Raw genomic sequence first — 24,872 nt, forward strand, 5'->3', positions numbered from 1 at the left:
AGCCACTAATCTCAATGTCAGATTCACTCACAGCACTCGACGAGGTACGGTACGAGCCGAGCGAGACGTTCGTGACCGAGAGCAACGTCCACGCGTTCATGCAAAAGCACGGCATCGAGGACTTTGAAGAACTTCACAGGCGGACGGTCACCGACATCGACGGTGAACCGGCATCCGGACTGGACTGGTTCTGGGATGAGATAGTCGATTATCTCGACCTGGAGTTTTACGAGGAGTACGAACAGGTCCGCGATGACACAGATGGCCCGCAGTTCACGGACTGGTACGTCGGTGGGGAACTCAACATCGCTCACAACGTCGTCGACCGTCATGCAGCCCCCGACGCTGAGAACCGAAATACAGTCGCGACAATCTGGGAAGGTGAGGACGGGACAGTCCGTGAAATAACCTATCACGAGCTCCACCAACAGGCCAATCGCGTCGCCAATGCACTGGAAGAGCGCGGTATCGGAACCGGTGACACCGTCGGACTGTATATGCCGATGGTCCCGGAAATCGTTCCATTGCTGTATGGCTGTTTCAAGGTCGGTGCGATTGCCGTCCCTATTTTCTCCGGTTTCGGGGTCGACGCGACAGCAACCCGCATCGAAGACGCCGAGTGTTCAGTCCTGTTCACCGGTGATGGCTTCTACCGCCGGGGGAGCGAAATCGACCTGAAGTCGGCCGCGGACGAGGCTATCGAAGCGGCTGGCCACGTCGAACACACCATTGTGTATAATCGGCTCGGTTCTGCGGAGTCTGCCCTCTCGTGGGACCCAGATCGTGACGAATGGTGGGCAGACGCAGTCGGGTCCCAGTCTGACACCTACGAGACCAAGTCGCTCCCCGCCGACCACGAGTCGATGCTGCTGTACTCATCCGGGACAACAGGCAAACCGAAGGGCATCGTCCACACACACGCTGGCGGGCTCGTCCAGCCGGCGAAAGAACTCTTCTTTTCGTTCCGACCACAAGCCTGCAGACCGCTTTTTCTGGGTCTCGGATATCGGCTGGATGATGGGACCGTGGACGCTGATCGGCAATCACGCCCACGGTGGCACCGTCTTCATGTATGAAGGGGCACCCGACTATCCCGAGCCGGACCGATTCTGGGAGATGATCGATACCCACAATCTGTCGGTGTTCGGGATTTCACCGACAGCGATCCGTGCGCTACAGAAACACGGCGACGAGTGGCTGGATGGGCACGACCTTTCGACGTTGCGCCTGCTGGGGTCGACTGGCGAGCCGTGGGACCCGGACTCCTGGGAGTGGTTTCTGGAAAACGTCGGCGACGGCACGACACCGATTATGAACATCTCCGGCGGAACGGAGATATTCGGCTGTTTCCTGCAGCCGACGCCACTGCATTCGCTGAAGCCGGGGACGCTTGGTGGCCCGGCGCTCGGCATGGACATCGATGTCGTCGATGCACAGGGGGAATCCGTTGCCGAAGACAACGAGAAGGGGTATCTGGTCTGTCAGTCGTCAGCGCCATCGATGACAAAATCGCTGTGGAGTGGTGACGAGCGGTACCTCGAAGAGTACTGGTCACGGTTCGGCGATATGTGGGACCACGGCGACTGGGCACAGAAAGACGAGGACGGCTTCTGGTTCTTACACGGTCGGTCGGACGATGTCCTCAACGTCGCCGGCCGGAAGGTCGGCCCGGCTGAGGTCGAGAGTTCACTTATCGAACACGATGCGGTCAACGCCGCTGTTGCGATCGGAGCGGACGACAAAACGAAGGGGACTGCGGTTGTCACATATGTCATCCTCAACGAAGGATACGAGGAGTCAGATGACCTTCGCGAGACGTTGCGCGCGCAGGTCGGGACAGCGCTTGGCAAACCGTTCCGTCCGCGTGAAGTCAGCTTCGTTGATGCGTTCCCGGAGACCCAGTCGGGGAAAATTGTTCGGCGCATCATTCAAAATGTCTACGAGGGCGCAGAACTGGGGGATCTTTCGAGTATCGAGAACCCCGATGCGATCGACGAAATCGACAACGCGCGGTGAAATACTTCCTGTCTGGTTGTGACTGTTTGCGGATACAGGCAAAAGCGAGGATGTAGACGATCTCGCTACGATACTATTTGAATCACGGCGGAGGACAGAAGCGCTGTCGGAGTCTACGTAAAGCTCACACCGACGTCGTGCATATCCTCGTTGTATCGAGCGATGTTGATGAGCAGTGGCGTCAGACTCTCGACTTCCGCGGCGTTCGAAAGCGGGCCAGCAGGGATCGGTCGGACGCCCGCGAGGTCAGCAGTTAGCGTCACGACTCGTTCACTGACCGCCGGATCGTCGGCGACTACCAGCGTATCCACATCGAGCGTGGCCTCTAGATCCGCCAGCCGGTCCGCTGCAAGGTTGTGGAACGCTCCAGCCACTGAAACAGATTCAGGGGCCCGCTCCGCGACGAACTCGGTAACGCTTCCCGTCGACGGTGGCTGGTAGTGAAGCCCATCCCCATCGCCGTTCATTCCGACGGCAGGGCTAATGAGCAGTTGGTCCGAGAGGACATCATCTTCTGCCAGTGCTTCAACTGTATCGCCGACGTGATGTGGCGGAATGGCCAGGATAACCACGTCTGCACTGGCCGCGGCGCTACTGTTGTCCGTCCCGTTGATTTCAGTCTCGACACCGTGATTGGACAACCGTTCTTCATACGTTCTGGCTCGCTTGCTGGCTTTTGCAGCGTCCCGCGAGCCGATCGTAATCGCATGGTCCGTATCGGCGGCAAACCGCATCGCAAGTCCCTCACCGATGTCACCAGTACCGCCTAGGATAGCTAACTCCATGCACCTGCATAACGCCCCGTGAAACAAGAAGCTTTGTCCTGTCACGCGAATCGCTACCGACCGTACGCTGCTGCCATCACGTGAAAACCGGGCGCGTTAGCAATAGAATACCACCTAGTATCACCTGTGGCAGTTATTCGATCCAGACCGTCTTTTTGTTGACGAACTCTTTGATGCCCATCTCCGAGAGCTCACGACCGTACCCGGCGTCCTTGATGCCGCCGAATGGGACTCGCGGGTCAGATTTGGTCATTTCGTTGATGTAGACACAGCCTGCGGAAATGTCCCGTGCCAGACGCTGACCGCGTTCCCGGTCCGCTGTCCAGAGGCTTGCACCAAGGCCAAACCGGGTGTCGTTCGCGACCTCAATCGCTTCCTCCGCATCGGCAACCTCGTAGACGGTCGCCACTGGGCCGAACGTCTCCTCGGTGTCCGCAGGGCATCCCGAAGGAACATCAGTCAGTACTGTCGGTGGGTAGAAGGCACCGGGCCGGTCAAGCGGCTCGCCTCCAGTCAACAGCGTTGCACCGGCGTCGACGCTGGCCTGTACCTGATCGTGGAGTTCGGCCATGAGGTCAGGGTCCGCCTGTGGACCGACGTCAGTTTCGTCGGACAGTGGGTCACCGACAGTGAGGTCTTCGAAGGCAGTGACGAGGCCATCGACGTACTCCTCATAGACATCCGTGTGAATCATAAAGCGCTTGGCGGCGATACACGACTGGCCGCCGTTCAGTGTCCGTGCTTGCACCCCAGTTTCGAGGGCCGCATCGAGGTCTGCGTCGTCGAGGACGATGAACGGGTCAGACCCACCGAGTTCCAGCACAGTCTTTTTCAGATGTTTGCCGGCGGTTTCGGCGACGGCACGGCCAGCGGGACCACTTCCGGTCAGCGTTGCCGCACGGACACGGTCGTCTGCGAGGATGCCGTCAACGTTACTGGAGCCAACCATCAGCGTCTGGAACGCGCCCTCAGGATAGCCGGCTTCGGCAAACACTTCTTCGAGTGCGAGCGCACAGCCGGGGACGTTTGAGGCGTGTTTGAGGAGGCCAACGTTGCCGGCAGTGAGATAGGGCGCGGCAAAGCGGATGACCTGCCAGAACGGATAGTTCCAGGGCATCACTGCAAGCACTGGTCCAAGCGGGTCATGGACCGTCTTTACTTCCGTTCCCGCTGGACTGGGGTGGTGTTCCTCGGAGAGATACTTGTGTGCGTATTCGGCGTAATGATCACACGCCCAGGCACACTTTTCGACTTCAGCAACAGCCTGCGTGATTGGTTTCCCCATTTCCCGGGTCATCAGCTCAGCGTACCGCTGTTTGTTCTCCCGTAGAACCTCGCCGGCGTTTACCAGCAATTGCTCGCGGTCGCGCAACGGGACCTCACGCCAGTCCTCGAACGTCGACGTGGCACGGTCCAGTTTTCGTTCGACTGCCTCGTCATCGTCAGGGTCGTACACGTCCAGCCGCTCGCCCGTAGCCGGGTTGACTGCCTCCATATCGGTTCAATCTTCGGCGTCATGCATACATTAATCTTTACTGGCCTAAACACTCTGACAGGAAATAACGTTAGCTTTTATACTCATAGGTCAGAAATATGCTGATGATGTACAAGCACGTAGCTCTGTTAGTCAGACAGGACGATATGTCTCACGAGGAGTTCGTTGACTACTGGCAGACCAATCACACGCCGATCGCGAAGGACATCGAGGGCGTGGTTCGCTACCAGCAAGTCCTTCCAACAGAACCAGCACACGCCGAATTTGACGGACTGGCGGAGCTGTACTTCGAGACGCTTGACGACCTGCACGAGGCGCTGGGCAGTCCCGGCTCCCGGGATTACGACCCTACCAAGGAGATAGCTGCAAAGGCTCGCGAGGACGTGAACAACTTCCTTGCTGTCGAGGAGCGGCCGCGTATTATCGGCGAAGAGATCGTCCAGAAAGACGAGGTTGACGGTGACACTGACGGCCTCTACAAGCACTCGGCGTTTCTCGTCCGGCAGGACGACATGACCCACGAGGAGTTCGTCGACTACTGGCAGACCAACCATACGCCGATTGCCCGTGAGATCGAGGGCGTCGTCAAGTACAATACGGTCATCCCAACAGACCCCGAAAACGCCGAGTTCGACGGTGTCGCCGAACTCTACTTCGACGACATCGAGAAGCTATACGACGCGCTCGGCAGCGAAGGCTCACGGGACTACGCGCCGGACAGAGGCAAGGCGAAAGCGGCCCGCGAAGACGTGAACAACTTCCTGGCTATCGACGAGCGGCCCCGGTTTATCGGACAGGAACAGCTCGTCAAGGACGAGGGGTAGTATGCCTAACTACGAGGCGCAGGTCACGCAGGCGTTCCCGGAACTCGACTACATCTCATCGGACGACCTTCGTAGCAAAGTCATCGAAGCGTGGACACTCGCGCTCGACCGAGGCGGCTGGCGCGATATTACCGATATTCCCTACGCCTGGAATATCCACGAGGTGACCAACGTCAGGCACGTCCGCGGTGTCACCAGAATCGCACGGGAATCCGCTATCGAGCAGCAGGAGTTCCACGGGGCCGACCCCGATATCGACGTCATCATTGCGGCGACATTACTCCACGATGTCGGAAAATGTTATGAGTACGTTGACTTTGTCGAGGGCGAGAAGCTACTCGACCCGGACCCCAGATACGCAACTGAAGAGATCCCACACTCCCTGTCTGGCTATGCACTTGCTCACGAGGTCGGCTGTCCGCTGGCGGTTCAGCGAGCGATTCCACACTTTATCGGTGAAATCCCGACGCGGACACTGGAAGCCGAACTCGTCAAGAGTGCAAACTCCGCGTCCTCGAACGCGATTACGCAGTCAACGATGGGTATCACGTTGCAGGAGTGGGTCGATGAGTACTCCCAGACGTAGCCACTAGCGCAAACGATAGCACCCCTGCTGAAGAATCGATCGGCGGAGTTAGTCCTTCATAGGCACGGATAGTAACTGCGTAATCCAACGCCTTGTTGACAGTCGGTAGTTTCGAGATCGTCAGTACCCGAAGACACTACCCACTGGTTTCCCTCGCCCGTATTTTGAGTATAGCAGTTTATTTCTACTCGTTTAGCAGATGTTTGCGTCTAAACGTAGAAGATACGCCGCCATAAAACAATACCCATTGACATAAACAGCTCTAAAACAGTGATATCTACTCAAACACACCTAAAAGAAAATTAAAATTATTATTAATGCGCGTGTGTGGGAGAGGATACAACTCTTTGAGCCAGATACGTGTATATTGCGGGTACGCTGTTACTTAGGTGCTAAACTCAATGTACGATTTGATAGTATCCGGTGATTCCGCGAATGCATCTGCAAACTCTGACACCGAGCACTGAGTCGTCATAATAGATGCAAGGAACCAGTCCGGGTATTCTGCAAGTGTGCTACGAGCGCGTTTATAATGCCGAACATTTGAATTCACACTCCCGAGCAGCGCTTTGTTCTGGAGGACCAACTGTCTGTGGAGAGCGCCGCCATTGACAGTGAATTCCCAGTCCTCCGGGATGCCAAGGAGGACGCCAACCCCGTTCGCACCGAGTGCTTCGATCGTGGAAAACGCGTGTTTTGCGTGCCCCGTCGCCTCAAACACCAGGTCCATCGGTTCGTGAACTGCAGGGATTTCATCCACAGCCGTCTGTTGAGAGTTGATGTACGTGGCCCCCAGTTCCTCAATGATGTCGATGGTCGGGTCCGGCCGTTCACGACGACCGAGACAGTACGTTCGCTCACACCGGTCTGCAAGCATTGCCAATGTAAGCAGTCCTAACGGACCGTTTCCAAGGACGAGTCCGGCAGACTCCTGCCACTCGAAGGTCGATCTAGACCGCTGTGCCAGCTCGAGTGCCTTTTCGGCATTGCTGATCGGTTCGACCAGAAATCCGACATCCGCAAGCGACTCCGGGATTGAAACGAGGAACGATTCGGGTGTGGTGAAGTACTCAGCCATATAGCCGTGCGCCCCCGCAATCCCGCGTTCGACGTACTCACCGGGTGGTGCCATATCAGGCTCATCGTTCTCGAAAAACCGGCTCGATATGTCTGCGGGCCGCCGGACCGTTGGAACAACAATCTCTCCCTCGTTCAGCGCGGTCCCGTTTGCGGACTCAACCACACCGACGGCCTCGTGCCCCAGTATCTGGTAATCACTACCCTCCGGAAACCCACCGTGTGACCCCGATAGTACCTCAAAGTCCGTTCCGTCGATGCCAACTCGGAGGGTCCTCACGAGGACTTCTCCCTCGTCCGGTTCCGGACGCTCGATATCGATGCGTTCTGGCCGAGTCTTCCCCCGCTTGACAGCGATTGCATCCATTGTGATAGATACCCTCGTGAGTGAAACCCATCATCCATCAACATTTGAATGTTTCGACCAGTAGACAGAGGCACTTCTTCGGTTTTGTTTCTTATTATGAAAAGTTATTGAGTGCTGGAACTCTGATGAACGACAGTGGTGCTGAAAGGCAATCGGATGGCATGGGACCAGCACAGTTCCTCTATATTACGATCTGTGCATATCCGGAGAAGACTGGATTCACCAGACCAAACCCGGATAATAAGTGTACTCCTGTTATTCCATTTGCCGATCGCTAGGAAAGAATTTCACTAAAGGAAATACTCTATTTCGGATAAAAATTTTCGTTGAGGCATGTATCGGCGTTACTGAAAGTATCTTGCGTCGGATAGAAACACAGTTGATCGAGGTATACCGCGCATTGCTAAGTCTAGAGTATCATGACAGCACCGATAAAGAGACAACAACAATCAGGTCAGACCTGCTCCGCATTGAGCTGTCTGACAGCGCTCAGTATCATCCCGGGGACATCCTCCTGTAACCGCTTCCCGCTCAACCGATCAGCGTGTCCCGCCACGTACACAGCGGCGGTTGTGGACTGATCCCGAATCGGAACCGCAACGCAGTTTACGTCCGGATACTGCTCACGACGCTCGAACGCGATACCCCGGTCCCGGATATTATCGAGTTCGGCGGTAAGCGTCTGGCGGTCCGTAATCGTGTTTTCGGTGGCTGCAGGCAGCCCAGTGTGGTCTAAAATAGCATCGACCTCCTCTGGACCGGTCGCTGCGAGGATTGCCTTTCCCGGAGCGCTGTAGTGAAAACACGGGGAGTTTACGTGTCTCGGAGAGTCGTCAGCAGCCGTATGATAGACATCAGCAATTTGCTTTTCGCACTTGATAACAAGTCCGGCTGATTCGCCGGTCGTCGCTGATATCTGGTCTATCTGGGGCTTTGTGTCGTGATAGATGGGTGTCTGAGATTTGATGTGTTCGCCGATATCGGCAAACTGTAACGTCAACTGATAGTCCCCTGTACTCTTTCTCACGTAGCCAGATTGCAACAGCGTATTCAGGTGCTTGTACGTCGTACTCCGAGTGTACCCGAGTCGCTCGGCCACCTCTGAGACACCAAGCGGCCCATCGGCATCTCTGAGCGCGTCGACAATGGCGAACGTCTTCATGGGTGCTGTGAGTGTCGCGGTCTCAGTTTTATCGGTCATAGGAATGCTAATTCCGTCTGTATCTTAAGTTTTTATTATTATGAAACGGTCGTTACCAGTCGGCGACGCTGCCATCCTCGTGCCGCCATATTGGATTATGCCAGTCGAGGTCAGCTTCTGCCTTCTCCCGAACTACGTCTAGTGCTACATCGATACCCAGTCCCGGGCCGTCCAACGTCTTCAGGTAGCCATCATCGAACGCAAACGGGTTCGAATTCAGCAGGTCGTGTGCGGGACTGGTCGTCTCAGAGTGAACGTCGAACCCCTGATCTTGTACTAGCAGATTCGGAACGACCGTATCGACCTGGATCGACGCAGCCAGCGCAATTGGCCCGAGCGGGCAGTTCGGTGCAATGGCGACATCGTGTGATTCCGCCATGTTTGCCAGTTTAACCATCTCCGAGATGCCGCCTGCGTGCGAGACATCGGGCTGAATCACGTCAATCGCTCCCGTTTTCAGGAGGTCTTTGTAATCCCATCTCGAGTACAGTCGCTCACCTGCTGCGATAGGTGCGTGGGTCTGGGCTGCGATGTTCGGAAGGTGTTCGATATTTTCGGGAAGCACTGGCTCTTCAATGAACATCGGCTCGACGGATTCGAGGCGGTTAGCAAGGGTCTTGGCCATCGATTTTGATACTCGGCCTCTGAAATCGATCCCAATATCTACTCGGTCGTCCACCGCTGTTCGAACGTGCTGAATTCGTTCTGTGATCTCATCGAGCGACGCTCTTGTTTCGATGAATCGAGTCTGGTTTGTCGCATCCATTTTGAGCGCGGTGTAGCCAGCCTCAGCTAACCGCGTCGCTTCCGTAGCGACATCCTCCGGCCTGTCGCCGCCGATCCATTTATACACTCTAACCTTATCGCGGCTTTTCCCACCCAGCAGTTCATACACAGGTGCACCGAAATGTTTCCCCTTGATGTCCCAGAGTGCCTGATTGATACCAGCAATGGCGGACATCAGGATCGGCCCGCCGCGATAGAACCCGCCCCGATACAGCGCTTGCCAGTGGTCCTCAATTCGAAACGGATCCTTGCCGATGAGGTACTGGTCCAGCATCTCCTCGACTGCCGCCCGAACTGTTTTCGCTCTGCCCTCGATAACAGGCTCACCCCAGCCCAGAAGCCCGGTGCTGGTTTCTAGCTTCAAGAAAACCCAGCGGGGTGGGATTTCGAACAGTTCGTATCCGGTGATTTGCATACTACTGTCTCGCAGCGGGACTGTGATTAACCTTCATGCTACAACCGGCATACTTCAGCTATTGCGTCGATCAAATCGTGGTCCGCCTGTGTATCCTGATGTCCGTCACCGCAGGCCTCTCATCGACAATCGAGATGCGTCATTCGCCTGGGTTGCCGGTCTGACTCGCTATCCCAGTGCACTCCACTCAACATGTTTCGAGAGTTCTGGTGGGTCATCTGGATTGTATCCCTTTTTCACGGCCGTCTTATACGTGAGCGATTGCAAGATTTTCAACGGGACGATGGGGTGGTCTGGTGATTGAGCGGGGAGTTCGATTGCGATGTCGCCACCGTACTCATTCGTCGGCCGCCGCAGGACAATTGTGGTCACGCTGGCGTCGCGTAGCTTCGAAACGACCTCGCTGGTCAATGATGACTTCGATTCTTGGGTAGCAATGATGAGTGCGGGCTCACCGGCGGCGTTTGCGATGGGACCGTGGCTGATTTCGGGTGTCGGGAGTGGTGTCGTGTGCAACAGTGCGCCCTCACCGAACTTCGTCGCAGCCTCGCCCGCAAGTCCATATTCGATCCCCCGGCCGAGCGTGTAGAGCGTCTCGGCCTCCGCAAGGACGGATACGGCTGCCTGGAGATTCTGAGTAATCACGTTCCGGCACGTGCGTTGCAACTCGCTCGGTGTGCGCTCACTGTATCTGCTTTCGAGCAACGAAAGCGTCAGCATCACCGCGGCATCCACTGTTTTGGTAGCAAGGACTGCCTTCTCGGTCCCCGCCGGCGTGACGAGGACCTCGTCTGCTACTGACCCGAGTGACGAATCGTCGCTGTTTGTAATACCGATAACGACCGCACCCCGCTCCTTTGCCCGTCGAGCGGCTGTAACAGTTTCAGATGTCTCACCGGACTGAGAGTAGGCGACGACAACCGTTCGATCAGTAATCGGTGGGCCGGTAAACAGATATTCCGACGCAGCGTACGCTGTTGCGTCGATACCGCGCTGGAACGACGCATACTGGCCGATCACTCCTGTCCAGTAGGAAGACCCACAGCCGATGAAGTGGACTCTGTCAGCGTGTGCAATACGCTTGCGTGGCTGGGAAAGGTCATGCGTACTCATCTCGAAATCATTCAGTCGGTCGATACCGGTTCGGATCTCGTTGTAGACTGCGTGTGTGGTCATATTTGGGTGTTCATGGGGAGCCACCGTGGTCAGTTGTGTTACTGACAGCGCCGACAGAGGCGCTCTGGTCAGCCGGCAGCTCTCTGTCTGAGTTGAGCTTCGCTGCGATCGCTTAGATTATGAGTTGATCACAGTGGGACATAAAACCATACGATAGGTATCTCAGGTGGAACTTGGACAACACTACCGACGAAAACATCCCAAACAATTAATTATATATACTAGCTGGTTCGTTGGTGATACCATATGTCAGACAGTAGTTTGCGGAGTGGCAAGCGACGTCGCTTCATCAAAAGCGCCGGCGCGGCAACGGTCACGCTACTCGCAGGCTGTGGCGGCAGTGACAGTTCAGAGAGTACTCCCGGAGATGGTGGGGATGGCGATTCTGGCGCGAGCACCGGGGACCAGTCGAACAGTATAACCACCCTCACAGTCCGTCACTTCGTCAATGACCACATTGAGACGTTCTACGAGAAACACAATCCGATACTGAAGAAAGAACACGGGATCAAGGTGGATTTCGAAACGATGGGCTGGGGCGTCGCTCGGAAGAAGCAAAACAACAGTATTTCCACCCGGACCGGTCCAGATGTCGAAGAAATCGCATCGACGTGGATGCCACAACAGGTCAATTCTGACGGCTGGATGGACCTCGGCGAGGCCGGCGTCTCGATGCCGACAGACAATATCTACGAGTCCCCGCTTCAGATAGGCGAGTTCGATGGTGTCCGGGCTGGATTCCCCTGGTTCTGGGGACCTCGTGGGCATATTTATTATAAATCGCTGTTCGAGGAAGCTGGTATTGATGGCTCGCCATCGACCTGGGACGAACTCGCGAACGATGCGACGAAATACAATAAACAGGCCGAAAAGTGGGAGCAGGAGGGCTACAACACGAGATACCTGTTTGGCATTCCTGGTGCGAACAACTGGGCCGTTGTCCAGTACTATATGATGCTCATCTGGCAAAACGGTGGGAGCGTGATTGACGGGTCCAAGCCGACATTTGACAGTGATGCGGCGGTGGAGGCGCTGAATTTCTACAAGGACCTGTCGACGACGCACAAGGCGTCTCCACAAGCGTCAGTCGAGTGGAACGGCGTTGCACGGAATAACGCGTTTAGCAGCAAGCGGATAGCCTCTACGTGGCAGGGGCTCAGAGTTGCAAACGATATTGACGCCGAACTCGGCGTCGGCAAGCCACCAGCTGGTCCCCGGGGAGAGTCGTCGACCTTCTTCGGAGTGAATCTCATGGGTATCCATCCCTGGACGAAGAAGAAGGGCGCAGCCGCGACGTTCATCGAATATCTGATGCAGCCAGCGGTCAACGCAGAGCTCGCGAAGGGGTCTGGCTTCCTGCCGACTATCAAGAGTAGCTTCGAGCAAGAAGCCTTCCAGGGTGAGCTGTATCAATCTTTCAGTGAAGACGTGCTGAACAGTACAAATGCCAAGACAGCGCCACAAGTTGTGGGATGGGGTGATGTCTCCGGAGCAATCAAAGGGTCTGTCACGAAAGTGCTCACGAAGGCAGCAACCAACTCCTGGTCCGAAGGCGATACCGAGGCCGCACTCCAGCAGGCTGCGATGCAGGCGGAGAACGCGCTACAGGGCTGAGCCCCGCAAACGATCATTTCAGTGCGTTACGCCGCTTGTCCAGTTGCATATCTACGTGCACTTTCTCGGTTCGGTAGTACCCAAGTGTCGTGCAGAACGGTTAAATACATAGCATAATAATCGATTGTGTATGCTCTTGTCCGCGTACCAGCGCGTCAGACGTCGACTCCCAGCAGTCCATATCCCGTACGTTAGCTCGTTACCTGCAAGCCAGCGGTTCGGACTCAAGCTCATTGCTCCGGCCCTGGCGATGATGCTTCTCGTCCACGGGATTCCGGTCATTCTCGGGTTCGTTATGAGCTTCTATGAGTTCCCGTCGCTCAGATACACCGACTGGTTCCGCCCTGAGACGTTTGTCGGGCTTGACCACTTCGCGAAGGTGTTCCAGAAAGATACGATCTATGGCGCACAGTTCTGGAACTCGCTCAAAGTCACCATTCTGTATACGGTCGGGTCGGTGATAGGGACGTACGGTCTCGGGCTCGTCACCGCGCTCACCCTCGATAAGCAGTTCCGGGGCAAGCTTGTCGCGAGAACCGTGATTCTGATTCCGTATGTGACGCCGGTTGTCGTCACGCTGCTTACCTGGCGGATGATGTTCCGGAGCGATACTGGAGTCATCAACGCGTTACTCCGTCAGGCTGGACTCATCGAGGGCTCCCTGTTCTGGCTTCTGGGTCCAAACTCGCTGTATGCGATAATCATCGCAAACGTCTGGCGGAACTTCCCGTATGCGGCAATCATGTTGTACGCTGGATTGCAGTCGATTCCTGAGCAGTTGTACGAGGCTGCCGAGATCGATGGGGCCGGCAGATGGGGGAAACTGCGGTACGTCACGCTGCCACAGTTGAAACCCGTCTCTGCCGTCATTCTACTGCTATTGATCCTCTGGACCTTCATCAATTTCCCCGTCCCGTATATTTTGCTGGGTGGGTCACCCAGCGAATCGGGGAACGTCCTAATGTTGCTCATTTACTCCTTTGGCTTCAAACAGAGTGCGTACGGAATCGGGTCCGCACTCAGCGCGATGTTGTTCCTGTTCTCGATGACCATTGCATACGTCTATTACAAGCGCGTTGTGGCCTCTAGCTACGACGGAGGTGCTATCTGAGATGCTCAGTTCACTCATCGCTGCGGTTGGGTCAGAAAGTACGACGTTGCCCGACGAAATGCGGCTAACTGCGGATGGGAAAGAGCTCGTATACCAACTGCTCTGGCGGTCCGTGCTCATCCTCATTCTCATATTCGCGATATTCCCCGTCTGGATGATGTTCACGACATCGTTCAAAACCCGCGATGAAGTGTTGCAGCTCGGGCTCGATATAATCCCAGCGGACCCCTATGTCCAGAACTACTTCCTGATGTTCCAGCGGTTCCCGCTTGTTGACTACTACGTTAACAGCCTAATCATTTCGAGTGTGACCACCGTCCTCTCGTTGCTTATCGGTGGACTAGCCGCCTACTCGTTGTCGCGATACGAGTTCCCCGGCAAGGAGAAGTTCGAGATGGGGGCACTCGCAACGCAGATGATCCCTGGCGTACTCATCCTCATCCCGATGTTTCTGTTGTTCATCGTCATGGACCAGTCCGCGAACATTCCGATGAAAGACACGTACCATGGGATGATATTCCTTTATACGACGTTTACCGTCCCGTTCACCATCTGGATGCTTCGTGGGTACTTCGATACGATTCCGACCGCACTGGAGGAAGCCGCGCGAATCGATGGCTGTACGCGGACACAGGCCCTGTTCCGCGTCGTGATGCCGCTTGCAGCACCGGGCCTGGCCGCGACTGGGATGTTCGTGTTCCTGCTCGCATTCAATGAGGTGCTGTTCGCATCAGTTCTGGCGACTGACAACGTGACGCCGTTTTCGATTGGGATCCAGAACTTCCAGCAGCAGGATCAGACGATGTGGGGCCAGATGATGGCTGCCTCGACCCTCGCCGCTGTGCCACTGCTCGCAATCTTCGTCGTGTTCCAGCGCCAGATCGTTTCCGGGCTAACTTCCGGGAGTGTCAAGCAGTAATCTTCGGGTCCCGTTTTGTTGCGGTTTGTGATCGCAAACGTAGTTTTATATCCCCAGCACCTCGGATGTTGTTATATGTCGACGCAGACAGTAGCGAGTATGCCATTGGAACAGAAGGTCGGCCAGTTGTTCATGGCTGGCTTCGATGGCTCTGAACCGACTGATGGGGTGCGGGAACTGATTCGTGAGTACAACCTCGGAAACGTTATTTACTTCACCAGAAATATCGCATCTCCATCGCAGGTGGCAGCGCTTTCAGCGGAGTTGCAGTCAGAAGCTACAGCGGTCGGCGCTGGCCTCCCACTGTTCGTCGCTACCGATCAGGAGGGGGTGTCGTCTCACGTCTTAATTGGGGCACGCAGCTGCCGAGTCAGATGCTCATCGGGGCCTGTGATGACGACGCGATGGCTCGAAAAGCAGGTGTGACCGTCGGACGGGAGCTGCGGAGTCTCGGGATCAATCTGAATCTCGCGCCAGTCCTCGATGTCAATAACAACCCAGAGAATCCCGTAATCGGTGTCAGGTCCTTCGGAGAAGACCCCGAGCGTGTGGGCGCACTGGGCGCAGCCATGGCTCAGGGACTCCAGTCCGTGGATGTCGCTGCCTGCGGGAAACATTTCCCCGGTCATGGCGACACGGCAGTCGACTCTCATCTCGATCTGCCGGTGGTTGCCCACGAGCGGCCCCGACTGGAGCGCGTTGAGTTCCCCGTTCGAAGCTGCGATACAGGGCGGCATCGACGCGATTATGACCACGCACGTCGCCTTTCCGGCGATAACAGGCGATGCGGAACTGCCAGCGACGATATCTTCGGCAGTCCAGACAGCACTTCTTCGAGAACAGTTCGGGTTTGATGGGTTACTCGTCACGGACTGTCTCGAGATGGATGCGATTGCTGAAGGCGTCGGCACCGCCGAAGGGGCTGTCCGTGCAATAGAGGCCGGCTGTGATATCGTCACTATTTCACACACGCTTGAGCAACAGCGCGCAGCGATTGAGGCCGTTCTTACTGCCGTCCGGACGGGACGGCTTACCGAGGAGCGAATCGACCGGTCGCTGCATCGCATCCAGCATTATAAAGAGCAACGGCTGGGTCAATCTGAGACTGCCGAAGCGCCGGAGTGGGATCGCTGTGCGACTGAGTCGAAACAGCTTGCAACTGAAATCGCAAACTGTGGGATAACACTCGTCAGGGACGACAACGAGACACTGCCGTTCGATACGTCACGTCACCTGCACGTGGTCAGCTTTACCGGGACGCGGGGGTCGCCCGCCGAGGACGACCGATACGACCCAGAAGTGGTCGGTGCTGCGCTCAGAGAGGTCGGATTCGAAATTACGACACGTACCATGGCTGGCGGTGAGACCGTCGATATAACGCCAGCAAGCGAGCAGATTGTGGCCGTCAGTTACGATGCCCTGTCCAACGAGGCACAGGCAGAGACACTCCAGACGCTCGTTGCCCGTCATGACCAAGTGGCTGTCCTTGCCGTTCGGAACCCGTACGACCTCGCTGTCTGTCCAGACGCGGCGACGTTTTTGACGACATACGACTACTCGCCGGGTGCGATTCAGGCAGCGGCGAAAACACTGGCAGGGGCAGTCAAACCAACAGGGACGCTGCCGGTCACGATTCCCGAGTGAGGGATCTTCAAACACGGCGCTTGTCAAGCGCCCACGGCGCTATCCGAGGAATTCCTGTGCAGACTCGTGGAGCGGGACGAACCCCTCCGCACTGCGGGCACCAGCCTGTTTGCCAAACACGAGATTCTCGGCGCGAAGTCCATCAATGAGGTTATCGAACTCAGCATCGATGCCGCCGTGCTCAACGAGGAACTCCACCTGTGACTCGTGTTTCTCAATTGCTGTGACCTTTTGTTCCAGATACCCATCGATATCGATGAACATGGATGGAGTAAACTCCGATGTCGGCTTGCCGAAGTAGTAGATGTTGTCGGGATCGCAGGGTTCGAAATCCGTCTCAACGAGTGGCAGCGACGCCATGTAGTACGCGTCCGTAACTAACCGTGAAGTCGCCCGATGATCTGGATGCATATCGTCTTTGTAATGCGTGAGGATGATGTCCGGCTCATACTCCCGGATTACATCCACTATCTCGACACGGTGCTCTAGGGAGTAAGTGATTCGCCCGTCCTTGAAATCGAGAAAAGCGACTTCTGACGCGCCTAACACGGCTCCCGAGCCGCGGGCCTCCTGTTCACGCACTCGCCCGACCGCTTCCTGTGAGTCCGTTTGTAGCCCGCCGTATTCGCCCCGGGTCATATGTACGATACTAACCTCATCACCACGTTCAGCGTGCTTTGCTATCGTACCGCCACAGAAGACATCTGCGTCGTCTGGGTGGGCAACTACTACGAGGACATTCATGCTGTGCTATGATATTGTCAGTTATTATTTATACTTTTCTTTGTCACAGATGCGTGAGCAGGCGGTCAACGACGTACGCAGCACCGTCTTCATCAAGGCACATTGGGTTGAGAACAATCTCCCCCTCGTCGATACGATCCTCACCGACATACACGCGGGGGTCCTCCCGCTGAAGCTCTGAGACCAGCGTCGCTGCCGAGGAGGTGGATTGGGAGCTGGGAATGTCGACAATGACGTGAGGTGCCACACTCTGCTCACCGCCAGCGACAACTGTGGTCGCCACGCCCGCCGACTCAAGCTGGCCTGCCATGCTCTGGGCGAGATTCTCCCACTCGGCAACAAGCGCTTCCTGATCCTCTTCGATGAATCGTCCTAGCGCGCGAATGAGGCCGACAAGTTCCTCTTTCCCGACCTTGAGCGACCGTCCGATACCCTGTCTGGGGACACCATCGAATCGTTCCGTATCGATAAGCGAACTGGGTGGGTTCCAGACTCGACGGTCGACGTGCATATCTTGATGCTGGGCCGCGATTGAGCGGATATACCGACGTTTGCCGGCGATAAGACCCGTCGTTTGCGGGCCACGGATTCCTTTACCACCACTGAACACCACCATGTCTGCTCCCTGTTCGACGAAACGGGAGAGGTTTTCAATGGGCGGAACCTCGGCGGCAGCGTCGACAATCACAGGCACATCGTGTCGATGTGCAATCTCCGAGACAGTAGAAAGTTCGGGCTGTGTGTACGTTTTCTGGACGTACGCAACCCCAGCAGTGTTTTCGTCGATGGCGCTTTCGATTTCCCAAGGTTCAACGTTTGTTGCGCCGGTTCCAAGGTGGTAATCGTTTGTCCCGACATCGACGATGTTTGCGCCCGCCGCCCGCAATGCATGGTCATATCCAGTCCGGTGAGTCCGGGGCATCACGATGTCGTTTGGTGCGTCTGTCGGATGGGGTAACTCCGACATAGTCTTCGGGTCGTCCCCCGCGATCGCGGCAGCTGCGGCCAACAACAGACCGGCTTCAGCGCCCGGCGAAACGTATCCGGCTTCCGCCCCAGCGATTTCAGCGATCTGTTCGGACGCCTTTGCTTCTAGATCACTCAACTGAACGAATTCGTCGGCAGCAGCGCGCATGGCGTCCGCGGCTTCTTCCCGAATGAGGCTGCCACCGATCCGCGTTTTCGTTCCCGCTGCATTGATGACCGGCGTGACGCCTAACTGACGATACACTGACTCTGACTCTGTTGTGAATGGAACCATAGTTGTGCTCTTTTCACTACCGCTAATCCTGTATACGAACTCAAACCTTCTCCAGGTATATGAAAGGTTCCCATCTATAATCGAAGAACACAAACTATTATATATCTCTGTGAAGCAATAACAGATATCGCATGGCACAGTTAGCGCTCGATAACCTTGTCAAGACGTTCTCCGACGGAAGCGATGAGGTTGTCGCTGTCGATACGGTGGATATGTCGCTGAACGACGGCGAATTTCTGGTACTGGTCGGCCCATCCGGCTGTGGAAAATCGACAACCTTGCGGATGGTTGCCGGGCTTGAGACGGTAACTGAGGGCGATATTTTGATCGGAGATGAATCCGTTATCGGCACCGAGCCCCGTGACCGCGACATCGCGATGGTCTTTCAGAACTACGCGCTCTATCCACATATGACCGCAAAGGAGAATATGTCGTTTGGGTTGAAGATGACGACAGATCTGGATACAGAGACGATTGAACAGCGTGTAACCGAGACAGCCGAGATGATGGGCATTGAGGACCTGCTTGATGATCCGCCAAAGGAACTCTCTGGCGGCCAACAACAGCGAGTGGCGCTCGGAAGAGCAATTGTCCGGGACCCGGCAGTGTTCTTGATGGACGAACCGCTGAGCAATCTGGATGCCAAACTCCGGACGAAAATGCGGACCGAACTAAAGAGCCTCCAGAACGAACTCGATGTTACGACCATCTATGTCACCCACGATCAGACGGAGGCAATGACGATGGGCGACCGTATCGCTATTCTGGACGACGGCGTATTACAGCAGGTTGGAACGCCACTGGAGTGTTATCACCGTCCAGCCAATCGGTTTGTCGCCGGATTTATCGGGTCGCCGTCGATGAACTTCATTCCTGCCGCTGTTGAGGACGGATCACTAGGTACATCAGGAGTTTACCTATGCGCTATCTGCCGAAACCGCCGCCCAACTTGACGGGCACGATAAAGTCATTCTCGGTGTCCGACCTGAGGATATTCAACTCAGCACCGCGACGGGACCGGAGCAGACAGTCACCGCGACCGTCGACGTTGTTGAGCCACTTGGGGATCTATTTCACGTGTACGTAACTATTGACGGGCAGCAGTATACGGTCACCGTCGAGGATGGGACAAACCTCGGGAATGGGGTCAGAGTCGGATTGAAGTTCCCAGAGGATGCCATCCATCTCTTTGATGCGGACTCTGGCACCGCAATCAAAAACAGTGAAACGGAGATCGACGAAGAGAGTCCGGTTGCCGCCTGATTTTCTTGTCCGGTAACGCCCGAGAGTACGTGACTTGAGAGAAGGACAGCCAGTGGTAGTGACGACCGGGAGAATACCCAGTCGGCCACCGAAGGAAACCGAGCACTGCCAGGCCCATATTGCCGGCACACTGAGCGCAGGGCTGGCTGACGATATGATCCGAGAAGTACTTGCTTAGTATTCAATATTCTCTCCCCACAAGCGAGTGTGAGAGTTTGTTTCGTAATATGAAATTATTCGGATAGCCACTAGAAGTAGCTAGCAAGGCGGAATCACTCGCTAGATGAACTGCTATAGTTGCGGAGCATCAGGATAGTACCACTGCTTTGTTTCGTAATGCGACATCTTTAGAGCGGACAGATAACAGATGTACATACATTATCCGGCCGGGCTACATCTCTCACCAAACACTCAAGAGTAACAGGGAGGCAGACACATCCCTGACTGAGATTCAACAGCAGTGAACAGTCCACAGTATATCCTGATGGTTGCACTGTGGACCCGTAGCTCGCAACCTCCGGAGGGCCGACCACTAAATAACAGGTGTACGTCTATTAGTAGTATCGGTTCTCGCACTGAGGCTCGCCAATTTCGGGTTATAGTGGTGGAGTGTAGTAACACCCAGTATCAAACTGCTACATGGAGGAGTGACGGTTGTACAGCGAGAGAGCGGAGTACGAACAGGACCAGTCGGAGCGGATTGGGATACGGTGGCAAGATTTGTCCCGGTTGCCGCTGATATCTTTCCCAGGGTTTCACTGCATTTCGTATACTGAGATCAGATTCAATCAGATTGAACGCAATATTGAGCAGTAAGGGTACCAGTGTGCGATATCTACACCAGTCGAACTAGACATCGATATACGATTGCCCGCCTCCGTTTTTCAGTGGCTACCAAGCATATGGACCGAAAGAACGGAAATTCAGGGAGTGGAGTGGATCGGCGAGGCGAAGAGACCGTGTCACAGTACAGTCACCGCGACGCCACTGAGAATACACCGGGCAGAACAGTCCTTGGACACAGAGTTCAATTTGGTTGAATAATTTTATAACCACTTAGCCAAATATGCGTGTATGACAGGACAGGATCCTATAGAGTCCGCCGAAAGAGTGCTCGATATTATTGAAGCACTGAAAACGGAGCAGGCACTCGGCGTCACTGAACTGGCAGAGCGGGTGGGGATGCCCAAGAGCACGGTCCACGTTCATCTCTCAACTCTCAAGAGTCGAGGCTACGTCGTACAGGACCAGAACAAGGCCTATCGGCTGGGCTTACGATTTCTGGATATTGGGATGAAAGTCCGCGAGCGACAGGAAATGTACCAAGAAGTCGCTCCAAAACTGAACGAGATAGCCGACGAAACTGATGAAAAAGCGTGGTGGATCGTCGAAGAGAACGGCAAGGCAGTCTTCCTGGCGAAATCACTCGGCAGTCGGGCGATTCAGACAAACTCACAAATCGGCCAGTACACCGAACTGTACAGGCTGGCTGGTGGAATGGCAATTCTCTCAGTATTGCCGAAACACCGGCGAGAATCAATCGTTGACGGCTACGACTACCCCCTTCCAGACGGTCGAAATCGGCAGGAACTCGAAGCGGAACTTGACGAGATTCAGGACCGCGGGGTTGCCTACGGCATTGACCAGTTCCTCGAAGGCGTAGCCGGTGTCGGTGCACCGCTGGTAGACAACGCCGGCAACACGTACGGTGCTATCAGTGTCTCGGGGCCGGCGAACAGGCTAGACTCGGAACGCATCGAGAACGAACTGACCGACCTCATCCGTGGAATCTCCGGCGAGCTACAGGTGAATCTCTCCTATCAATAGTTCTACTGACTCGAACACTACTGATTTGGGCTGTCTCTCCGTGAGGCCGTTTGTTCCCCGCCCAGCAAGGCGCTGACACAACAGTCTCCCCCATTCAAGAGAATAGAACGATCCGTGTGATGTGTTCACAGTTATTTAACCACTCCCGCTCGTGCATGGAACTCGAACAATGGGTGGTTGGTCTTGTGTCAGGCGGGCCCCTACGCCATGTGAGCTAATGACCAGAGATTGGATCGATATCTGCTGATTGTCGCCTAGATTAGTCAGTGACACCGACGCCGAGGTGTCTGTCGAGTACGTCCTTGTCGTCCTGGATCTCCGCCGCAGTTCCCTCGTGGACGATTTTGCCTTTTTCCAGAATGTACGTATACTCCGAGACCTCGAGTGCAACCGGGATGTTCTGCTCGACGACCAGCACTGTGATACCTTGCTCGTTCAATTCGAGGATGAGGTCCTCTATCTGCCGGACGACATAGGGAGCAAGCCCTTCGGTCGGTTCGTCAAGCAACAACAGATCCGGGTCAGCAGTCAGGGCACGACCGACCGCGAGCATTTGCTGTTCGCCACCCGAAAGGACTGACCCATCTCTGTGTTCCCGCTCTGCGAGGTTCTCGAACATATCCAGTACATCGTCGACTGATGGCCCGTCAGGTGACTCGGCGCCAATCTCACCCATTCTGATGTTCTCTCGAACGGTCAGTTCGGGGAAGATCCGGCGCTCTTCAGGAACGAACCCGATACCGCGCCGGATCGTCGTCTCGGAGTTGCGTGTCGTGATGTCCTCGCCGTTGAACGTTATTGACCCTCCATTCGGGGTAATATTGCCTACAATCGACCGGAGCGTCGTTGTCTTGCCGACCCCGTTGCGCCCGACCAGCGACACAACGCTTCCACGTTCGACATCCATCGAGACGCCCTGCAGTACCTCAGTCATCCCGTACCCGGCCCGGACATCTTCGAGAGAGAGTAGCGGGTCAGTCATTCTCGAACACCACCGAGGTACGCATCGCGGACATCCTCGTTCTTTGCGATCTCTTCGGGTGTCCCGCTTGCGAGTTCCTCGCCGCGAGTAAGGACGGTAATCCGGTCCGAGACACGCATCACAAGGTCGATATCGTGTTCAATGAGCATCAGCGACCGGTCTGAGAGGACGTCGTCGATAAGATTCATTGTGGCCTGTGTTTCCTCGCTACTCATGCCGGCGGTTGGTTCATCAAGCATGACAAGATCGGGGTCTGTCGCCAGTACGAGACCCAGCTCGAGTCGGCGCTGGTCGCCGTACGCAAGAGCCTCTGCGTGCTCATCAGCCCGATCTCGAAGGCCGATCTGCTCCAACACCGTTGCAGTTTCCTCCGCAATCGCGTCGAAGCCGTTCTTGTCACGGAACAGTGCCTCGCCGGGGTTGATCTCGGCACTGTGGACGGACTGGGCTGCCAGACGGACGTTTTCTCGGACGGTGAGGCCGCCGAACACATTCGTAATCTGGAACGACCGTCCCAGTCCCCGGCCGACCCGTCCGTGTGGTGCGACGTTAGTAATATCCTCCCCTTTGAACCGCACGACGCCTTCTGACGGCGATAGTGCGCCAGTGATGAGATTAAACGTCGTTGTCTTCCCGGCCCCGTTTGGCCCGATAACGCTCCTGAACTCACCATCCGCAACCGACAGTGAAACGTCGTCAACGGCGGTGAGCTTGCCGAACCGCTTCGTCAGTCCGTCCGTTTCGAGTACAGTCTCAGTCATCGCTTCTCACCTCCGGTTCATCCATATCTACAGTACCATCCGCGTTGTTGGCCGTCTCCAGTCGCTGTGCGACGAGGGACGGAATCGATACGATACCGCGTGGAACGAACAGCACGAACAGGATAAACATCGTCCCGATAATAAGCCGCCACTGGTCGGTGTACGACGAGAGGAATTCCTCGGCACCGAAGAAGACACCGGAGCCGATCATGGGACCGTACAGTGTTCCCATCCCACCGAACAGCGCAATGACAATGACCTCGCCTGAGTGGATCCAGTTGAGTGTCTGGTCCGGTGAGATGATGACAGTCGACGGACTGACGGCAAGGAGGCCGCCGGCCAGTCCGGCCATGCCGCCGCTGATGACAAACGCTCGACGTTTGTATCTGTTGACGTCGTACCCGATGAACTCCGCTCGCTCTTCGCTTTCCCGGATCGACTGCAGGACGCTGCCAAACGGCGCGTTCATCATGCGCCGAGCGAACAGGAGCGACAGCACGGCAATGAACAGGGCGAGATAGTAGAACACGAACTGCTGTCCGACTTCGTACCCGAGAACCCCGAACTCGATGTTCGAGAGCGACGCCCCGATACTACCGAGTCCGAGGAACGCCTCGAAGCCGAGCAGGCCGTCGCTCCCGCCAGTGAAGTCGAACTTGAACACAGCGCTGTAGAGCAACTCCGCAAACGCCAGCGTAATCATCGCGAAGTACACGCCGGAAACCCGAATCGAGAGGCTTCCGACGATCCAGGCCAGAACGGCACAGATGAGAATAGCCCCGAGTAACACGACAAAAACAGACTGTGAGTAGTGCAACATGACGAGCGCAGCAGTGTATGCGCCGACGCCGTAGAACATCGTGTGGCCGAGCGGGACCAGCCCAGCGTATCCCATCACGATATCCAGACTCAGTGCGAAGATGGCCCAGATGAGGATCTCATTAAGCACGACAAGGTAGTACTGATCGCCCATGAACAGAATCACGACTGGGGCAAGTGCAAGCGCGACAACGGCGATGCCGCCGAGCCGTACCCGTGTGCTGTCTGCCAGTATCCCGCCGTACCCGCCGACGAGAATCTCGCCCTCGCCTTCTGACTCTTCACCCCGCGTTCCGAACAATCCCTGCGGTTTCACGAGCAACACCGCAATCATTAGCAAGTACACAGTCAAGCCTTCGAGATTGGGGACGCTTAGCGTCGTATCACCGAACGTGGCCAAGACAGTCCCACTGTAGGCCCGCATCAGTGTCTGGACGACACCGACCAGCAACCCACCGAAGACGGCCCCTCTGAAGCTACCGAGTCCACCGAGGACGACGACAACGAATGCCGGAATAATGACGCTGTTCCCCATCCCAGTGTTCACGTTCTGGTAGCCGCCAAGGACAATCCCAGCGACGGCAGCGAGCGCTGCACCGACGCCAAAGACCAGCGTGTAGTACTGGTCAATGTCAATGCCGACGTTCCGAACCATCTCGCGGTCCTGCGACCCGGCACGGATGATCATCCCGTACTTTGTCCGGTTCAGCAGGTACCACACCACTACCGCGAGTAACGCTGCAAAGACGATCATGAAATAATTATACACAGACACTTGGACGCCCAGTATAGACACTGGTTGGCTCAGATACTCCGGGACAGCTAGCTGCCGTTGCTGTGTCCCCCAAATAAGGCGGATCGCGTCATTGATGACGAGCACAAGTCCGAACGTCAGGAGAATATGATACAGCGGGTCGCGGCCATACAGCGGCCGGACAGTCGTTCGTTCGATAGCGGCACCGATGAGACCGACGACAACCGGTGCAACCACTATCGCGATCCAGAACCCAGTCCCTGCACCGAACGGCGCAATGATGCTCAGAGAGAAATACGCACCGAGTGCGAACAGTTCGCCATGGGAGAAGTTGATCACGTCCATCACGCCGAAGATGACTGACAGTCCGGCGGCTAACAGGACATAAACCATCCCCAAGGTGAGGCCATTCAGCAGTTGTTCAATGAAATCGGCAGCAACCATT

Annotated in this window: 17 protein-coding genes and 3 pseudogenes; 9 read left to right on the plus strand and 11 right to left on the minus strand. The window is 55.9% G+C overall.

The genetic code is table 11. The features are described 5' to 3' along the window. Positions 1–14: 14 nt before the first annotated feature. Positions 15–2,016, plus strand: a pseudogene (locus tag ACODNH_RS20550) (AMP-binding protein). Between the two features lie 113 nt (positions 2,017–2,129). On the opposite strand, the gene npdG reads toward ACODNH_RS20550, so the two are convergent. Further along, positions 2,130–2,801 (minus strand): NADPH-dependent F420 reductase, encoded by a 672-nt coding sequence (gene npdG / locus ACODNH_RS20555; RefSeq protein ID WP_434531705.1) that lies wholly within the window; start codon positions 2,799–2,801, stop codon positions 2,130–2,132. A 133-nt stretch (positions 2,802–2,934) separates the two neighbouring features. Beyond that, positions 2,935–4,296 carry an NAD-dependent succinate-semialdehyde dehydrogenase gene (locus tag ACODNH_RS20560; protein WP_434531706.1) on the minus strand — a complete coding sequence of 454 codons (1,362 nt, stop codon included), beginning with the start codon at positions 4,294–4,296 and terminating at the stop codon, positions 2,935–2,937. A gap of 104 nt (positions 4,297–4,400) precedes the next feature. Here ACODNH_RS20560 and ACODNH_RS20565 point away from each other — a divergent pair, with 104 nt between their 5' ends. Together ACODNH_RS20565 and ACODNH_RS20570 are read left to right on the plus strand one after the other, a co-directional pair. Beyond that, positions 4,401–5,120, plus strand: a complete 720-nt coding sequence (locus ACODNH_RS20565; protein ID WP_434531707.1) for an EthD family reductase — start codon at positions 4,401–4,403, stop codon at positions 5,118–5,120. 1 nt (position 5,121) lies between these two features. Then, positions 5,122–5,706: an HD domain-containing protein gene (locus ACODNH_RS20570; RefSeq protein ID WP_434531708.1), complete on the plus strand. Its 585-nt coding sequence runs from the start codon at positions 5,122–5,124 to the stop codon at positions 5,704–5,706. 385 nt (positions 5,707–6,091) lie between these two features. Here ACODNH_RS20570 and ACODNH_RS20575 read toward each other — a convergent pair whose 3' ends face one another. From ACODNH_RS20575 to ACODNH_RS20590, 4 genes are all read right to left on the minus strand, one after another. Next, complete coding sequence (locus ACODNH_RS20575) at positions 6,092–7,150, minus strand: glucose 1-dehydrogenase (RefSeq protein WP_434531709.1); 1,059 nt, start codon at positions 7,148–7,150, stop codon at positions 6,092–6,094. Positions 7,151–7,604: 454 nt separating this feature from the next. Beyond that, positions 7,605–8,351: an IclR family transcriptional regulator gene (locus ACODNH_RS20580; RefSeq protein WP_434531710.1), complete on the minus strand. Its 747-nt coding sequence runs from the start codon at positions 8,349–8,351 to the stop codon at positions 7,605–7,607. Between the two features lie 52 nt (positions 8,352–8,403). Continuing rightward, complete coding sequence (gene dgoD / locus ACODNH_RS20585; RefSeq protein ID WP_434531711.1) at positions 8,404–9,552, minus strand: galactonate dehydratase; 1,149 nt, start codon at positions 9,550–9,552, stop codon at positions 8,404–8,406. 168 nt (positions 9,553–9,720) lie between these two features. Then, on the minus strand, positions 9,721–10,728 hold the full coding sequence (locus ACODNH_RS20590; protein ID WP_434531712.1) for an SIS domain-containing protein: 1,008 nt from the start codon (positions 10,726–10,728) through the stop codon (positions 9,721–9,723). 246 nt (positions 10,729–10,974) lie between these two features. Between ACODNH_RS20590 and ACODNH_RS20595 the strand changes: the two genes are divergently transcribed. From ACODNH_RS20595 to nagZ, 4 genes and pseudogenes are all read left to right on the plus strand, one after another. Then, a complete protein-coding gene (locus tag ACODNH_RS20595) occupies positions 10,975–12,342 on the plus strand; it encodes an ABC transporter substrate-binding protein (RefSeq protein WP_434531713.1) in 1,368 nt (455 codons plus the stop codon). A gap of 250 nt (positions 12,343–12,592) precedes the next feature. After that, positions 12,593–13,453 carry a carbohydrate ABC transporter permease gene (locus tag ACODNH_RS20600; RefSeq protein WP_373567987.1) on the plus strand — a complete coding sequence of 287 codons (861 nt, stop codon included), beginning with the start codon at positions 12,593–12,595 and terminating at the stop codon, positions 13,451–13,453. Position 13,454: 1 nt separating this feature from the next. After that, positions 13,455–14,372, plus strand: a complete 918-nt coding sequence (locus tag ACODNH_RS20605; RefSeq protein ID WP_434531714.1) for a carbohydrate ABC transporter permease — start codon at positions 13,455–13,457, stop codon at positions 14,370–14,372. A 75-nt stretch (positions 14,373–14,447) separates the two neighbouring features. Beyond that, a pseudogene (gene nagZ / locus ACODNH_RS20610) lies at positions 14,448–16,016 on the plus strand (beta-N-acetylhexosaminidase). A 39-nt stretch (positions 16,017–16,055) separates the two neighbouring features. On the opposite strand, the gene ACODNH_RS20615 reads toward nagZ, so the two are convergent. Continuing rightward, complete coding sequence (locus ACODNH_RS20615) at positions 16,056–16,700, minus strand: PIG-L deacetylase family protein (RefSeq protein ID WP_434531747.1); 645 nt, start codon at positions 16,698–16,700, stop codon at positions 16,056–16,058. Between the two features lie 103 nt (positions 16,701–16,803). After that, on the minus strand, positions 16,804–18,021 hold the full coding sequence (locus tag ACODNH_RS20620; protein ID WP_434531715.1) for an aminotransferase class V-fold PLP-dependent enzyme: 1,218 nt from the start codon (positions 18,019–18,021) through the stop codon (positions 16,804–16,806). A 131-nt stretch (positions 18,022–18,152) separates the two neighbouring features. On the opposite strand from ACODNH_RS20620, the pseudogene ACODNH_RS20625 reads away from it, so the two are divergent. Next, positions 18,153–19,284: pseudogene (locus ACODNH_RS20625) on the plus strand (ABC transporter ATP-binding protein). Positions 19,285–20,358: 1,074 nt separating this feature from the next. Beyond that, positions 20,359–21,111, plus strand: coding sequence for an IclR family transcriptional regulator (locus tag ACODNH_RS20630; RefSeq protein WP_434531716.1), 753 nt, complete (start codon positions 20,359–20,361; stop codon positions 21,109–21,111). Positions 21,112–21,370: 259 nt separating this feature from the next. Here ACODNH_RS20630 and ACODNH_RS20635 read toward each other — a convergent pair whose 3' ends face one another. Genes ACODNH_RS20635 through ACODNH_RS20645 form a run of 3 tightly spaced genes read right to left on the minus strand, consistent with a single transcriptional unit; the run spans position 21,371 to position 24,871 of the window. Beyond that, positions 21,371–22,093 (minus strand): ABC transporter ATP-binding protein, encoded by a 723-nt coding sequence (locus tag ACODNH_RS20635; RefSeq protein WP_306711607.1) that lies wholly within the window; start codon positions 22,091–22,093, stop codon positions 21,371–21,373. After that, positions 22,090–22,854: an ABC transporter ATP-binding protein gene (locus ACODNH_RS20640; RefSeq protein ID WP_434531717.1), complete on the minus strand. Its 765-nt coding sequence runs from the start codon at positions 22,852–22,854 to the stop codon at positions 22,090–22,092. Before ACODNH_RS20640 ends, ACODNH_RS20635 begins: the two co-directional genes overlap by 4 nt. After that, entirely contained in the window at positions 22,847–24,871 is a 2,025-nt protein-coding gene (locus ACODNH_RS20645; protein ID WP_434531718.1) for an ABC transporter permease, read from the minus strand. The genes ACODNH_RS20640 and ACODNH_RS20645 overlap by 8 nt, the downstream gene beginning before the upstream one ends. Between the last annotated feature and the right edge of the window lies 1 nt (position 24,872).

This window comes from Haloarcula sp. NS06, from assembly GCF_051122755.1.
Lineage (GTDB): Archaea > Halobacteriota > Halobacteria > Halobacteriales > Haloarculaceae > Haloarcula.